The sequence below is a fragment of the Rhodovulum viride genome (assembly GCF_003265965.1).
Taxonomy (GTDB): domain Bacteria; phylum Pseudomonadota; class Alphaproteobacteria; order Rhodobacterales; family Rhodobacteraceae; genus Rhodovulum; species Rhodovulum kholense.
In genome coordinates, this window is record NZ_MUAV01000002.1 from 90,492 (window position 1) to 105,465 (window position 14,974).

The following is a 14,974-nucleotide window of genomic DNA, read 5'->3' on the forward strand; positions in this document are numbered from 1 at the left end:
GTCGGTCCCGTCTGGTCCCGGATCAGAGCGGGATCACATCCACCCGGTGTTCGGTGCGGTGCGACCCCGAGGTGCGCGACGAGCCCTTGACCGGCGCCACATCGGCATAATCGCGCCCGATCGCGATTGCGATGTGATCGGCGCCGACCAGCATGTCGTTGGTCGGATCGATCTCGACCCAGCCGGTCTCCATCCCGCACCAGGCACGCACCCAGGCATGCATCGCATCGGCCCCTTCCAGACGCGGCTGACCGGGTGGCGGCACGGTCCGGAGAAACCCGCTGACATAGCCTGCGGGAATGCCGACGGAACGCAGCGCCGCGATGGTGACCTGACTGATGTCCTGACAGACGCCACGCCGGTTCTGGAACGCCTCGATCGGCGTGGTCGAGACCTCGGTCGCCCCCGGATCGAAGTCGAACCGGTCATGAATCGCATGGGATACCGCCTGCAGGGCCGCCATGACCGACATGCCGGGCGCGGTCACCTCCTCGGCGAAGGCGGCGATTTCGGGCTCATGCCGGATGCGTTCGGACTCGCCCAGAAAGTGATGAGGCGACATCGGGGTGATGCTCTGGATCCCCTGTATCTCGGCCCGAAGCGCCGCCAGCCCGCAAGAGAGATCCAGCGTCGTGCCGCGTGGAATGCGCCGAACCCGGCCCGAAAAGCGGAACAGGAACTCGGTCTTGCCCGCGTCATGGGCAATCTCGGTCGTGGCATTGCCGAAGAAATCGACCCCGTCGCGGCGGAAATCCGGAGCCGGGTCGGTCGAGACCTGCCCCGTGATCAGCGTCTGCTCGCCATTGGTCAGCGGCAGCATGCGCAAGAGCGTCCGCGTCGAGGCGGCCGGGCTGTCATAGAGATAGCCGATTTCGAGGCGGATGTCGTATTCGATCGGCACGCGGGGGCCCTCCCGGAGCTCAGCTCAGATAGCGCTGGGTCAGCAGCGTCGAGATTTCGCGGATTTCGCCCTGCAGCCCGAAAAGCCGTTCGGTTGTAATATCTTCGGGCACCGCCACCGACAGTTCGGTATGCAGAAGCAGGATCGCGCGCGCCAGGTCGGACATCGGATCGGCGGCGGCACTCTGCGTCAGCAGCCGGTCCTGGTCGCGCAGCATGTCGATCTGGAAGAAGATCGACCGCGGATTGCCCACGTCGAGTGCCAGAAGGTCGATCACGCTGCTGCGGCTGGTATGCACGGAATACCGGCGGCGATGGGTCATCACGCTGTCGCCGACCTCGATCGCCACGTCGAATCCGCCGCCGGGCTGGGCGGGATCGGCGAAGGCCGCCAAAAGCGAAATGGTCTGGTCGGCCCGTTCCAGCGCGCGCCCCATGGTCAGGAACCGCCAGCCGGACGAGCGGTACATGTTCTCATGCACGAGCCCCGAGAACCCGGCCAGCTTGCGCAACAGTTCGCCCATCGCCTTGACCGCCTGATCGCCCGGATGCACCCGGCTGAAATGCCCCCGCGCGGTGAAGGCCAGATCGGTCAGCGCTTGCCAGCCATCGGTCGAAAACCGGTCGCGGACCTTCCCGGCGCAGCCCTGGGCGGCATCGAAAAGCTCCAGCACCACGGCGGGCACCGGTTCGTCGATATCGACGCCGAATCCTTCGATGAAAGCGCCCAGACGTGCCACCAGCGGCAGAGACGGGTCGCCGCTTTCCGACAGCCGCAGGTGATAGGCGCGCAGTTCGCGCACCCGCGCCTCGGCCCGTTCGACATAGCGCCCGAGCCAGAAAAGGTTGTCGGCGGCACGGCTTGGCAGCAGCCCCGGCCCGCGCCGGATGAACGGCCCCTCGGGCTCGCCGGTCAGCGTTTCGGGCTCGACCGGTCGGTCTCCGACCACCCAGACATCGGCGACAGAGCCGCCGTTCTTCATCGACAGCGCGGTCGGATCGCCCGACCGCCCGATCCTTGCATAGCCGCCGGGCATCACTGTCCAGCCCCGGGGCGTGCGGGTGGCGAAGACCCGGATCAGCGCCGGCCGCGGCAGCAGCTGGCCGTCGATCATCGCGGGCGTGGTCGACAGCGTCACCGCCTCCTGCCCCACCAGATTGGGGCCGTCGCGGTCCAGCCATTCGCCGATCGGGTGCCGCGCGGTCCCGCGGAAATCGCCGCCAAGCGCAGTCAGGGCATCGACCTCGAAGGGCAGGTCCGACGACAGCGCCCGGCCGATCATCATCCGGTGCAGGTTCTCGTAGACATAGCCCCTTTCCAGATCCTGCCCGCACCACCAGGTGGCGATGTTGGGCAGCTTCAGCGGCTCGCCCATCAGTTTTTCGCAGATCCTCGGCAGGAAGGCCATCAGCGCCCGGGCCTCCAGCACGCCCGAGCCCAGACAGTTCAGCATGGTGACATCCTGCGCGCGCAGCGCCGCCACCATGCCCGGCGTGCCCAGCGCCGAGTTCTCGTCGAGTTCCAGCGGGTCGGCAAAGCGCGAATCGAGCCGCCGCCACAACACGCTGACCGGCTGCGGGCCATGGATCGTGCGCACCATCAGCCGCCCGCGCTCGACCTTCAGATCCTCGCATTCCAGCAACAGCAAGCCCAGATAACGCGCGATATAGGCATGTTCGAAATAGGTGTCGGAATGATGTCCGGGCGTCAGGATCGCGACCTTGCCATCCCCGCCCGCATTCAGTGCCGTCATCGCACCGCGATGGGCGCGGAAGAACCCGGCCAGCCGTTCGACATTGGACGTGGGGAAGAGGTCCTGGAACACCCGGCTGGTCGCCATCCGGTTTTCCAGCGCGAAGCCCGAGCCCGAGGGCGCCTGGGTGCGGTCGCCCAGCACCAGCCAGGACCCGTCCGGCGACCGCCCGACCTCGAAGGCCAGGAAATGCAGGAAATGCCCCGAGCGCGGCCGGATCCCCACCATCGGACGCAGCCATTCGGGATTGCGCGCGATCAGCTCGGCCGGCAAGAGCCCGTTCGCCACCAGATCGCCCATCCCGTAGAGATCGGCCATCACCTTTTCCAGAAGCTCGGCCCGCTGCACGATGCCCTCGGCCAGCTCGCGCCATTCCTCCTCGGCGATGACCACCGGCACATGCGACAGCGGCCAGTCGCGCAGCGCCGACCCGCTCTGGGTGTGCTGGCGGTAATAGACGCCCGCGTCGTGCAGGTACTGATCGCCCCGCGCGAAACGCTCGGCCATCTCTTCGGGGCTTTGCCGCGCCAGAAGGTCGATCAGCGGCTGCCAGACCGGGCGCAGGCTGCCGTCGGGGCGCAGCAACTCGTCGGCCACGCCGCTGGGCGGGCTGTAGCCCTGCAAAAGCGCATGAACCGGATCCTCGGCGATGTCGTCGGGCGAAGTCATATCATATCCCGGGTGGGCGGCGCAGATCGAGGGTCATCGGAAATTCGGGATGCGGGACCTCGAGCGGGGGCCGGTAGGCGCCGGCATGATGCCCCATCTTCTCGAACCGCGCGAGCCGTCGTGCCTCGGCCTCGTTGGCATTGACCGGGAAGGTTTCGTAGTTGCGCCCGCCCGGATGGGCCACGTGATAGGTGCAGCCGCCCAGCGCCCGGCCCGACCAGGTGTCGTAGATGTCGAAGGTCAGCGGCGCGTTGACCGGCAGCACCGGGTGCAGCGCCTCGGCCGGTTGCCAGGCCTTGAAGCGCACGCCCCCGACCCGCACACCACTGGTCCCGGTCTCGGTCAGGGGCACGGTGCGGCTGTTACAGGTGACCGCATAGCGGCCCGGATTCAGCGTGGTCAGCTTGACCTGCATCCGCTCGACCGAGCTGTCGGTATAGCGCACCGTGCCGCCGATGGCGCCGCGTTCGCCCAGAACATGCCAAGGCTCCAGCGCCTGGCGCAGTTCCAGATGCACGCCCTCGTACTCGACCTCGCCGCAGAACGGAAAGCGGAACTCGGCCTGGGCCTCGTACCAGTCGGGGCGGAAGCCAAAGCCATGGTCCTGCAGGTCGCGCAAAACGTCCATGAAATCGGTCCAGACGAAATGCGGCAGCATGAAACGGTCATGCAGCGCGGTGCCCCAGCGCACCGGATTGCCCTTGACGGGATCGGCCCAGAGCCGCGACAGGATCGCCCGGATCAGCACCTGCTGGGCAAGGCTCATCCGTGCGTCGGGCGGCATCTCGAAGCCGCGGAATTCCACCAGCCCCAGCCGCCCGGTCGGCCCGTCGGGCGAGAAAAGCTTGTCGATGCAGATCTCGGACCGGTGGGTGTTGCCGGTCACGTCGATCAGGATGTTGCGCAGCAGCCGGTCCACCAGCCAGGGCGGCGGCGCGGCGCCTTCGCCCGGATCGGGAAACTGGCTCAGCGCGATTTCCAGCTCGTACAGGCTGTCATGGCGGGCCTCGTCGATGCGGGGCGCCTGACTGGTCGGACCGATGAAAAGCCCCGAAAAGAGATAGGACAGGCTGGGATGCCGCTGCCAGTAGAGGATCAGCGAACGCATCAGATCGGGCCGCCTGAGGAAGGGCGACTCCATCAGCGTGGCGCCGCCCACGACGACGTGGTTGCCGCCGCCCGTGCCGCAATGCTTGCCGTCGATCATGAACTTGTCGGCGCCCAGCCGGGTCTGCCGCGCCTCTTCATAGACCCCGAAGGTGATGTCCTTGCAGTCCTCCCAGCTTTGCGCGGGATGGACGTTGACCTCAAGCACGCCCGGATCGGGCGCGACCCGGATCACGTTCAGCCGGGAATCGTGGGGCGGCGTGTAGCCCTCGACATGGATCGGCAGGCCCAGCGCCTCGGCGGTCTCTTCGGCAGCAGACAGCAGGTCGAGATAATCCTCGAGCCGCTCGACCGGCGGCATGAAAAGACAAAGCCGCCCATCGCGCGGCTCGACCGCGATGGCGGTGCGCACCGCGCTGCCCGCCGGATCGACCCCCTGTTCCATCAGGCGCTGACGGGGGCCCGCGTCTTTCGGCTCGGACACCGGCTGCGACCGCCCCGGCGTGGTTTCGGGCATCTCGCGCGCCTCGTCCTCGGCGGCGATGCGTTCGAATTCCTCCATCAGCGCGCGGCGGCGATCCTCGCGGGCGGCGTGGAAATCGGGCAGCGGCCCGACCGCGACCGAGGTATCGGCCGGGTAGACATAAGGGTAGGCCGAGGGCGGCACGAAGGGCAGCGCCCCCAGCGGCAGGCGAAAGCCCACGGGGCTGTCGCCGGGCACGAGGAACAGATGCCCGCGACGGGTCTTCCAGCGTTCCGACCGCCAGCGCGCCCCGGCCGCCTTCGACTGCCAGCGCTGAACCGGCAGGATGAAGCCCGCGGGCCGGTCGAGCCCGCGATTGAAGACCCGCGCGATACGGGCGCGCGTCTCGGGGTCTTTCAGCTTGGAATCCTCGGGCGTGACATTGACCGGAAGGTCGGCCTCCTTGAGGATCCATTCCACCGGGTCCTCATAGGCGGCATGGACATAGTCCGCGCCCACGCCGATGGCATCGGCAAAGCCCGACAGGAACCGGTCGGCATCCTCGGCGGTCGCCCCGGTCTGCCCCTCTTCGGCGATCAATTCGGGGTTCTTCCAGACAGGCCGCCCGTCGCGGCGCCAGTACAGCGAGAAGGTCCAGCGCGGCAGGGTCTCGCCCGGATACCACTTGCCCTGGCCGTAATGCAGAAATCCCCCGGGCGCGAAGCGGTCCCGCAGCCGCCGGATCAACCGGTCCGCAAGCCCGCGCTTCATCGGCCCGACGGCGCCGGTGTTCCATTCGTCGGCCTCGAAATCGTCGATCGAGACGAAGGTGGGTTCGCCGCCCATGGTCAGCCGCATGTCCTGCGCCGCGATCTGCGCATCGACCTTGTGGCCCAAATCGTCCAGAGCCGACCAGGCCTCTTCGGGGAAGGGCTTGGTGATGCGGGGATGCTCGGCGGTGCGGTGCACCTCCATATGGAAGTGGAAATCGACCTCGGCCGGGCTGGCCATGCCGCTGATCGGCGCGGCGTTGCGATAGTGCGGGGTCGCGGCCAGCGGGATGTGGCTTTCGCCGGTCAGCAGCCCGCTGGTCGGGTCGAGCCCGATCCAGCCCGCGCCGGGCAGGAACACCTCGCACCAGGCGTGCAGGTCGGTAAAGTCGTGATCGGTGCCCGCCGGCCCATCGAGCGCCACCAGATCGGGTTTCAGCTGGATCAGGTAGCCCGAGACGAAGCGCGCGGCAAAGCCCAGATGGCGCAGCACCTGCACCAGAAGCCAGCTCGTGTCGCGGCAGGACCCCGAATGCAGCCTCAGTGTGTCATCGGGGGTCTGCACCCCGGGCTCCATCCGGATCAGGTAGTCGATCTCGCGTTCGAGCCGGGCGTTCAGCCCGACCAGGAAATCGACCGTGCGGGTCGCATCGCGCGGGATCGTCGCGAGGAAAGCCGCCAGGGCCTCGCCCTCGGGCTCGGGCCGGCGGTAGATCGACAGATCCTCGGTCAGCTCTGCGGGGTAGTCGAAGGGCCAGTTTTCGGCGGTCTCGTCGACGAAGAAGTCGAACGGGTTGTAGACCGTCATGTCGGCGACCAGATCGACCTCGATCTTCAGCTCGCGTACCGGCTCGGGAAAGACGAAGCGCGACAGCCAGTTGCCGTAAGGATCCTGCTGGTGGTTCACGAAATGCCCGCCGGGCGAGACCTTCAGCGAATGCGAAATGACCCGGGTCCGGCTGTGCGGCGCGGGGCGCAGGCGAATGACCTGCGGGCCGAGGCTGACAGGGCGGTCATAGCGGTAATGGGTCAGGTGCCGGATGGTCGCGGTGATCGCCATGAAGGATCCAAACGTTAACGGTACTGTCCGGCAGCAAAGACGGTTTTATCCGTCCTGTAAACACGGGCGCTCGCCCCGGGGGTCTCGGGGGACCGCCCCGCAGTACCCTTCGGGGGCGGCGCCGTCTTGCCAAGCTGTCTTTTCGGACGGGGCGCGGCCTATCTGCCCAAGTCTTCATCCCCTCCGGGAAGCGTCACGCCGCGTTTCTCCATGTAGGGCCGGAAATACTCGCGGAAAGCCGAAAAGCCCTCGGCCAGCATCAGGAACTCCTCGCGGTTCATCACCAGGACCTTGCAATCCTCCCGGGCGCGCACGGTCGTCTTGCGACGGGTGGCCCCGAGGATCAGCCGCTCGCCGAAATGCCCGCCCGGGCCGATGACGCGGAGCGCCGTCTCGCCGGTCTCCGGATCGGGCCGCTCCATCTCGACCGAACCCGAGATCACCGTATAGAAGCCGTCCGACCGGTCGCCCGCGTTGTAGATCCGGTCGCCCGCGCGGTAATAGACATAGCGCAGCGGCGGTTTTTCGTAGAATTTCAGCTGGACCAGGCTGCGCGCGCCCAGCATGTCGAGCGACCAGTTGATCATCACCCGGATGCGGGTGCCGATCCCGGGCAGGAGCGCCAGATAATAGGATCGCCAGATGAACCAGGCGGGAAAGCCGGTGATGTTGTGGCCGAAGACAGTGGCCACGCCCCGCTTGGCGCCCAGAGAGGCCAGCGCCCCGCGCGAGGCATAGGCGAAGGGCTTCAGCTCGCGCCCCCGGACGGCGGCGGCGATGTTCGCGGCGATCCGCTTGGCCTCGCGCACCGCGAATTGCGCGGTCGGCGGGGCGAAGTCGGTCCGCTCGGAGGCCCCCTCCTTCAGCGGGATCAGCGCGCAATCGCCCAGCGCCCAGACGTTTTCGTGGCCCGCGACCCGCAAGGTCCGGTCGACCGGGATCCGCCCCTTGTCAAGCGGCAGGCCCATCCGCTGCACCACCGGCAGGGGCGCGTTGCCGATGGTGGCGACGATGGTCCGGGTGTCGATCACCTCGCCGTCCGAGGTCACAAGCTGGCGGTGGGTCGCGCTTTTCACCCCCGTCCTCAGCTTGATCTCGATGCCGTGGCGTTCCAGATGCCTGACCGCGTAATCGGCCAGCGGCTCGGGCATCTCGTTGAGGATGCGCGGCGCGAACTCGATCAGCTGCACCCGTACCTCTGACGGGTCGATCTTGGGATAGAAGCGCAGCGAGCGGTCGATCATTTCCTTCATCTCGCCGACCGTCTCGACCCCCGAGAACCCGCCGCCGACCACGGTGAAGGTCAGCGCGCCGCGCTTGGTGTCGGGGAGTTCGGTGACCTGCGCATGTTCGAGCTGCTCGATGATATGGCCGCGCAGCCGCCGCGCATCCTCGAGCGTCTTCATCTTCAGCGCGTGTTCCTCGAGCCCCGGCATGCGCGAGAAATCGGTGCCTTGCCCCAGCGCGATCACCAGATGGTCATAGGGCACCTCGGTCGGACGGCGCTGGATGCCCTGGAAGACGGTCACCACCTTGCGCTCGAAATCGACGCTGTCGACGACGGCCTTGCGCACGAACACCCCATCGAGCACGAAACGCAGCGGCGAGACCGCATGCGCGGGCGTGATCGAGCCCCCCGCCACCTCGGGCAGAAGCGGTTGGAAGACGAAATAGTTCTGGGCGTTGATGACCTCGATCTCGGCCTTGCGCCCGAACCGGCGGCGCAGCGCGCGGGCCGTGTACATGCCCCCGAAACCGCCCCCAAGAACCACTATCCTGGTCGCCATCGCGCTCTCCTGTGCTGCTCGGTCCTGCCTGGCTTGTGCGGCGATGCAGCATAGCGCATCGACTGTCCGCCGCCAGACGGTATATTGTCCCGGCGTGCAGATCCCGGGGCAGGATCGCGGGCACATGGGGACAGTCCGGGGGCGGCCCGGGGGCAACCTCTTGTCCAGATGTCCAATTGCGGATCGGGCCGGACTGTGGCAATGCCCCTGACCAATGACACGCGCCGGACCCATATCCGCCTATCTCAAGTTCTGCCACTGGCTCGACCGGGCCGCGCTGGCCTATTGCGTCGCGGCGGCGCTGTTTCTGACCGGGGCGACGCTGGCCATCGTGATCCTGCGCTACGGCTTCGGCACCGGGTCGATCCAGTTTCAGAACGCGGCCGATTATGCCTTCGCCAGCCTACTGGTCTTCGCCATTCCGGTCACCCTGGCACGCGGCGGCCATGTCCGGGTCGAGGTCATTTCCGAACGGCTTTCGCCCCGCTACATCCGCATCGCCGACATCCTCGCCGTGCTGGTCTTCCTGATCCCGGTCTTCGGGCTGATGATCCGGGCGTTCTGGCCGGACCTGTCCTATTCCTGGTCGATCCGCGAAGGTGCCGTGGAAACCGGAGGACTTGGCGGCGTCTATATCGTCAAGACCGCTCTGCCGCTGGCTTCGGCGCTGATGATCCTGCAGGGCCTCGCCATGATCCTGAAACCGGCCGACCACCGCAAAGACGTGCAGGAAACCCTATGACCGGTGAAGAGGGCGCCCTGCTGGTCCTGCTGCTGGGGCTGTTCGGCGGCATTCTCAGCGGCATCCCGGCGATGCTGGCCATCGCGGGCGTGCCGCTGATCACCGCGCTGATCGCCTCGGTTTTCGGGCTGTTCGATCTGAGTTTCCTCAACTTCTTCCCGGGCCGCGTCTGGGGAGTGATGTCGAACCGGCTGCTGATGGCGGTGCCGCTGTTCGTGCTGATGGGGGTGCTGCTGGAACGCGCCCAGCTGGCCGAGCGGATGCTGGGCGTGCTGGGCAAGCTGACCCGGGGCTCGCCGCGCGGCATGGGGCTGAGCGTGCTGGCCTTCTCGACGCTGATCGCGGCCTCGACGGGCATCATCGGCGCGACGGTGGTGATGCTGGTGCTGATCTCGCTGCCCGCGATGCGCCAGGCCGGCATCGACAAGCGGCTGGCGGCGGGGCTGATCTGCGCCTCCGGCACACTCGGGCAGGTGATCCCGCCCTCGATCATCCTGGTGCTGCTGGGCGACCAGATCGGCAATGTCTATCTCGAGGCGCAGCAGGCCGCGGGCAATTTCGCGCCCGATCCGGTGTCGGTCGGCGATCTCTTCGCAGGCGCGCTGATCCCCGGGCTGATGCTGGTCGCGATCTATGCCGTCTATGTCGCCCTGCGGCTTGGCCCAGCGCCCGAGCCGCGCGCTCCGCGCGAACCGGTCGCTGCCTCCGAGATCCTCTTCACCTTCCTGCCGCCGATCCTGCTGATCCTGGCGGTTCTGGGCTCGATCCTCGCGGGCGTCGCCACCACAACCGAGGCCGCGGGGCTTGGCGCCGTCGGCGCGCTGCTGATGGCCGCGCAAGCCGCCAAGGGCAGCCGCGTCGGGCGCTGGCTGATCGCCTCGGCGGGGTTGGCCGCGCTGGTGCTGGTCGGCATGGGCATGGCCGGGCTCGGCCGCGCCGCGCTGGGCACCCTGCCCGGCCTGCTGGCGCTGGCCGCGGCCGCGCTGATCGCGGCGGGCACGCTGACGGCGGCGCTGCGCACCTGGCGGGCGGGCCTCTTGCAGGGCGCGCTGACCGATACGGTGCGCATCTCGGGCATGGTCTTCGGCATCGTGGTCGCGGCCTCGCTGCTGTCGCTGGTGTTCCGCGGCTTCGGCGGCGATCATCTGGTAGAGGAGCTGATGGCCAGCCTGCCCGGCGGCGGCATGACCGCGATCTTCCTTGTGATGGCGGTGATCTTCCTGCTGGGCTTCATCCTCGAGGCGGTCGAGATCATCTACATCGTGGTCCCGCTCCTGGGCCCGCCGATCCTCGGCACCGACATCTCTCCGGTCTGGTTCGCGATCCTGATCGCCATGAACCTGCAGACCTCGTTCCTCACCCCGCCCTTCGGCTTCGCGCTGTTCTATTTCCGCTCGGTCGCGCCGCACGACATCACCACGCTCGACACCTATCGCGGCGTGGTGCCCTTCGTGCTGCTGCAACTGGTGGCGCTGGGCGTTCTGGTCGCGCTGCCCGAGCTTGCGACCTGGCTGCCGCAGGCGATATTCCGGTAAGCGCAACGCAAGAGGACATCATGCACCGCAGAACCTTCCTGAAGACCGGCGCCGGGGTCGCGGCGGCAGGCACGCTGGCCAGCCCGGCGCTTGCCTCCGGCAAGATCCACTGGAAACTGCCCACCGCCTTTCCCAAGATGGCACCGGGTGTCGGCACCAACGTCACCAATTTCGCCGAGCGCGTCGCCGCGATGTCGGACGGACGGCTGAGCTTTACCGTCTATGGCGCGGGCGAACTGGTTCCGGCCTTCGGCGTCGAGGATGCGGTTCAGGCGGGCAATGCCCCGGTCGGCCATGGCCCCACCTATTACGCAGCGGGCAAGAACCCCGCGCTGCACTGGTTCACCGGCGTGCCCTTCGGCATGACCTCGACCGAGCAGATGGCCTGGCTGCGCTGGGGCGGCGGGCAGGAGGTCTGGGACGAGATCTATGCCCAGCGCAACCTCAAGCCGATCTATTCGGGCAACTCGAACACCCAGTCGGCCGGCTGGTTCAAGAAACCCATCGACAGCGTCGAGGACCTGAAGGGTCTGAACATGCGCGTCGCGGGCCTGGCGGGCGAGGTCTACCGCAAGCTCGGCGTGAACGCCGTGCTGATGCCCCCGCCCGAGATCTTCCAGGCGCTGCAATCGGGCGCCATCGACGCGGCGGAATGGGTGGCCCCCTATCTCGATCAGGCGTTCGGGCTGCAGAAGATCGCCGATATCTGCTACCTGCCCGCCTTCACCGAACCAGGCGCCGGGCTGTCGGTGGTCTTCAACAAGGATGCCTGGGCCGAACTGACCCCGGACCTGCAGGCGATCTGCGAAAGCGCGGCGCTGACCGCAGCCTACGAGGTGCAGGCGCAGTTCGACCATTTCAACGCCAAGTCGATGGCCGAACTTAAAGCCCAGGGCGTCGAGTTCCGCAGCTTCTCCGACGACGTGGTGGCGGCCCAGCGCACCGCCTGGACCGAAGTGCAGGACGAACTGACCGCCGCCAATCCCGATGTGGCCAAGGTGCGCGAAACCTACGACGTCGCGCTGGCCGAGGCGCGCAACTATTCCCGCGCGATGGCGCTGCCGCTGCTGGCCGGCCGGGTCTGAGCCGCAACACCGCGCCATCGGCGCATGGGAAAACGAAAAAGGGGCCGCCTGTCCGGGCGGCCCCTTTTTTCTCGATCCGATGGCTCGGGGGTTATTCGGCCGCGATCGGCAGCGCCGCCTCGGCCCGCCACTCGGCCAGCACCTCGGCATAGTCCGGATCACGGCTGGCCACCGCAAGCGTCGCCTCCAGCATCCCCGCCTTCGACCCGCAATCGTAGCGACGCCCCGAAAAGGCAAAGCCCGCCAGCCCCAGACGTTCGGTGTCGCGGGCAATGGCATCGGTCAGCTGGATCTCGTCATGGGCGCCGGGGCCTTGGCTTGCCAATGTCTCGAAGATCGCCGGATCGAGGATATAGCGTCCGACCACCGCCTTCAGCGAGGGCGCCTTCTCGGCGGCGGGCTTCTCGACCATGCCGCGGGCGCGGGTGATCGCCCCCTCCTGCCCCACCGGGTCGAGCACGCCATAGCGCGACACGGTTTCCGGCGTCACATCCATCGCCGCCACCATATGCCCCGCACCGGTACGCCCGTAGGCCTCGACCATCTGGGTCAGGCAGCCCGGCTTGGACAGGATCAGATCGTCGGGCAGCAGAACCGCGACCGGTCCGGGCAGCACCAGATCGCGCGCGCATAGCACCGCATGGCCCAAGCCGCGCTGTTCGTGCTGCATGGTGAATTCGACCTCATGTTCGTCCTCGTCCAGCGCCGCCGCCTCCAGCGCCTCGGCGATCCGCGCCTTGCCGCGCGCCCGCAGCGTCTCGATCAGGTCGGCATCGGCCCGCACGTGACGCTCGATCGCCGTTTTCGAGGGATGGCTGACGAACACCATGCGTTCCACCCCGGCCTCGCGCGCCTCGTCGATGGCAAACTGGATCAGCGGGGTGTCGATCACCGGCAACAATTCCTTGGGCGTCGCCTTGGTGGCGGGAAGAAAGCGGGTTCCAAGCCCGGCCACGGGAAAAATGGCTGTCCGCACGGGCGATGGGATCATATCTGGCTCCTGAAAATGACGAATGCACTTGCAGCATAACCGCATCAGGAGCGGAAAGTTTCATCCAATGTCGAAATTTCGGTCATCCCCGGTGACACCCTCCCCGCGCGACCGCTCCAAAGACCCCGGCGGCGGGTTCTGAAGACCCGCCCTTGTCGCGCTTGCAGAAGGAAAAGGGTCAGTCGGCCGAGGCGATCTCGCGGCCGCCAAGCTCGGACAGCACGCGCCGGAAGGTCTCGCCCATGGGCGTCGGCTGCATCCAATCGTCGACAAGATTGATCTTCGGAACCGTGCCCTGCCAGGGATAGGGATTGGCGGCAAACCAGGCGTGCCGTTCGACGAAGGGCAGACCGTCCATCATCTTCGCCGCCCGTTCGAAGAAGGCCGCACTTTGCCCGTAGCTGACGGCGCCGGGCCGGTCCCAGTCGACAAGGGCGTATTCGGTGACCCAGATCGGACGGCGGTATTCGCGGTGGACCGCCTGCAGCCAGCGCCGGAAGGCCGCGACATCGCCGTCGGTCGAATAGTAATGCACCGCCATGAAGTCGATGCGATACCCGCGCCGCTCGGCCTCGGTCATGAACCGGCGCTGCCACGAGCCAAGCCCGAGCGTTTCGGCCTGGGTGGTCGCCGGACTGCCAATCCGCAGGCCGCGCCCCTTGGCCTCGACGCGCGGCCAGAGCGCCAGCGCGCGCTCGACCGACAGCCCGCCCTGATGCGGCCCCTTACCGTCGGGTTCGTTGAATGCCATCAGCGCCCGCACCGGGCGGTCCGACGTGATCGGCTTGGCGAGATCGCTTTCGGAATGGATCATCGGCACGAATTCGACGGTGCGCGAGATGCGCCCGTCGGTCCAAAGCTGGTCGGTCCGCCAGGTGTAGTACCAGCCCAGCGCGGGCTGATCCTCGACCCAGTGGATCGTGGTGTAGCGGCTGTTCTCCCAGGCGCCGACCCCGGCCTTCTGGGCCAGGGCGGTCTGCGCCAGAGACAACAGAAATACCCATAGGAAAAACAAGGTTTTCCCGACCATTGGCGCTCCCCTCGCAGGACGCTGTCTGTGCGATATCCTCAGTCTAGGGCCGGCCGTGGATCAGAATGTGGCCGGGTTCGTGATTTATTAAGGAATTGCTCGGGCCATTGGTTCCCGCCTCGAGAACGATCCGCGGGGCCCTGCCCGAATTGTTTGCCAGACGCCTCGAAACGACCCACAAAAGGCGCCCTGAAGCGCTGTCAGGTCCGATCCACCTGCCACAATTCGGCCCCTCGCCGAAACCGCGACGGAGGTCCGCCGGACAGTACGCACGGGACAAGACGCTGGAATAGGCGCGGCACAGGACTATGCTCTGGCATCGATTCAAAGGCCGCGACGTGACTGCATGAGCGATACACCCTCAGACCCGAGGGCCTCAGCCCCCGGCGCGGGGTCAGGCCTCGCTTCCACGCGTGTCGAGGGCCGAGCCGAGGCCTGTGTCGCGGGCAGTGTCCCGGACGCCGACCTTGCCTCGCTGATTGCCTGCCCCCAGTGCGACGCGGTCTACCGGGCCGTACAGCCCGCCCCCCGCGCGCGGGCGGTCTGTGCGCGCTGTCACACGGTGCTGATCGCCCCGCACCGACAGGCCGGACAACGGTTGATCGCGGTGGCGCTGGCGGTGGTGGTGCTGATCGGGGCCGCGACGCTGACGCCCTTTCTCAGGGTCGAGGCGGGCGGCATGAGCAACGCGACCTCGGTTCTGGGCGCGGCCCTGGCCTTCAGCGCCCGGCCGATGCTGATGGCGCTGACGCTGGCGGTGGCCGCGCTGATCGTCTTCGTGCCGGTGCTGCGGGCATTGCTGATCCTGTACGTGCTGACGCCCATCGTGCTTGACCGGCCCCCCGCGCGCCATGCCCGCGCCGCCTTCCGGCTGTCCGAGGCGTTGCGCCCCTGGTCGATGGCCGAGGTCTTCGCCATCGGCTGCGCCGTTGCGCTCGTCAAGATATCGGACCTGGCCCAGGTCGAATTCGGCCCGGCCTTCTGGATGTTCTCGGCCCTTGTCATCCTGATCGTGGTGCAGGACACCTTCATGTGCAGGTATTCGGTATGGACGTCTCTGGAGAAGTGAAAAGCGCGCGCG

10 protein-coding genes are annotated in these 14,974 nt (G+C 67.4%); 4 read left to right on the plus strand and 6 right to left on the minus strand.

Annotation, left to right across the window (positions count from 1 at the left end):
• Window positions 1-22 precede the first annotated feature (22 nt).
• From BYZ73_RS01830 to BYZ73_RS01845, 4 genes are all read right to left on the minus strand, one after another.
• On the minus strand, window positions 23-901 hold the full coding sequence (locus BYZ73_RS01830) for a transglutaminase family protein (RefSeq protein WP_112314676.1): 879 nt from the start codon (window positions 899-901) through the stop codon (window positions 23-25).
• A 19-nt stretch (window positions 902-920) separates the two neighbouring features.
• Window positions 921-3,323 (minus strand): circularly permuted type 2 ATP-grasp protein, encoded by a 2,403-nt coding sequence (locus tag BYZ73_RS01835; protein ID WP_112314677.1) that lies wholly within the window; start codon window positions 3,321-3,323, stop codon window positions 921-923.
• A 1-nt stretch (window position 3,324) separates the two neighbouring features.
• A complete protein-coding gene (locus BYZ73_RS01840) occupies window positions 3,325-6,723 on the minus strand; it encodes a transglutaminase family protein (RefSeq protein ID WP_112314678.1) in 3,399 nt (1,132 codons plus the stop codon).
• A gap of 158 nt (window positions 6,724-6,881) precedes the next feature.
• Window positions 6,882-8,510: an FAD-dependent oxidoreductase gene (locus tag BYZ73_RS01845; protein ID WP_112314679.1), complete on the minus strand. Its 1,629-nt coding sequence runs from the start codon at window positions 8,508-8,510 to the stop codon at window positions 6,882-6,884.
• A gap of 214 nt (window positions 8,511-8,724) precedes the next feature.
• Here BYZ73_RS01845 and BYZ73_RS01850 point away from each other — a divergent pair, with 214 nt between their 5' ends.
• Genes BYZ73_RS01850 through BYZ73_RS01860 form a run of 3 tightly spaced genes read left to right on the plus strand, consistent with a single transcriptional unit; the run spans window position 8,725 to window position 11,872 of the window.
• Window positions 8,725-9,252 (plus strand): TRAP transporter small permease subunit, encoded by a 528-nt coding sequence (locus BYZ73_RS01850; protein WP_108024101.1) that lies wholly within the window; start codon window positions 8,725-8,727, stop codon window positions 9,250-9,252.
• Entirely contained in the window at window positions 9,249-10,787 is a 1,539-nt protein-coding gene (locus BYZ73_RS01855; RefSeq protein ID WP_112314680.1) for a TRAP transporter large permease, read from the plus strand. The genes BYZ73_RS01850 and BYZ73_RS01855 overlap by 4 nt, the downstream gene beginning before the upstream one ends.
• Before the next feature lie 20 nt (window positions 10,788-10,807).
• Window positions 10,808-11,872 carry a TRAP transporter substrate-binding protein gene (locus BYZ73_RS01860; protein WP_112314681.1) on the plus strand — a complete coding sequence of 355 codons (1,065 nt, stop codon included), beginning with the start codon at window positions 10,808-10,810 and terminating at the stop codon, window positions 11,870-11,872.
• Window positions 11,873-11,963: 91 nt separating this feature from the next.
• On the opposite strand, the gene BYZ73_RS01865 is transcribed toward BYZ73_RS01860, so the two are convergent.
• Together BYZ73_RS01865 and BYZ73_RS01870 are read right to left on the minus strand one after the other, a co-directional pair.
• On the minus strand, window positions 11,964-12,863 hold the full coding sequence (locus BYZ73_RS01865; RefSeq protein WP_112314682.1) for a UTP--glucose-1-phosphate uridylyltransferase: 900 nt from the start codon (window positions 12,861-12,863) through the stop codon (window positions 11,964-11,966).
• A 178-nt stretch (window positions 12,864-13,041) separates the two neighbouring features.
• Window positions 13,042-13,854, minus strand: coding sequence for a glycosyl hydrolase (locus BYZ73_RS01870; protein WP_245943021.1), 813 nt, complete (start codon window positions 13,852-13,854; stop codon window positions 13,042-13,044).
• Window positions 13,855-14,239: 385 nt separating this feature from the next.
• On the opposite strand from BYZ73_RS01870, the gene BYZ73_RS01875 reads away from it, so the two are divergent.
• Window positions 14,240-14,962, plus strand: coding sequence for a paraquat-inducible protein A (locus tag BYZ73_RS01875; RefSeq protein ID WP_108024110.1), 723 nt, complete (start codon window positions 14,240-14,242; stop codon window positions 14,960-14,962).
• Window positions 14,963-14,974: the final 12 nt, after the last annotated feature.

Coding starts and splice junctions, on each gene's coding strand:
- BYZ73_RS01835 (WP_112314677.1), bottom strand. CDS start 3,323: ATGACTTCGCCCGACGACATCGCCGAGGATCCGGTTCATGCGCTTTTG.
- BYZ73_RS01840 (WP_112314678.1), bottom strand. CDS start 6,723: ATGGCGATCACCGCGACCATCCGGCACCTGACCCATTACCGCTATGAC.
- BYZ73_RS01845 (WP_112314679.1), bottom strand. CDS start 8,510: ATGGCGACCAGGATAGTGGTTCTTGGGGGCGGTTTCGGGGGCATGTAC.
- BYZ73_RS01850 (WP_108024101.1), top strand. CDS start 8,725: ATGACACGCGCCGGACCCATATCCGCCTATCTCAAGTTCTGCCACTGG.
- BYZ73_RS01855 (WP_112314680.1), top strand. CDS start 9,249: ATGACCGGTGAAGAGGGCGCCCTGCTGGTCCTGCTGCTGGGGCTGTTC.
- BYZ73_RS01860 (WP_112314681.1), top strand. CDS start 10,808: ATGCACCGCAGAACCTTCCTGAAGACCGGCGCCGGGGTCGCGGCGGCA.
- BYZ73_RS01865 (WP_112314682.1), bottom strand. CDS start 12,863: ATGATCCCATCGCCCGTGCGGACAGCCATTTTTCCCGTGGCCGGGCTT.
- BYZ73_RS01875 (WP_108024110.1), top strand. CDS start 14,240: ATGAGCGATACACCCTCAGACCCGAGGGCCTCAGCCCCCGGCGCGGGG.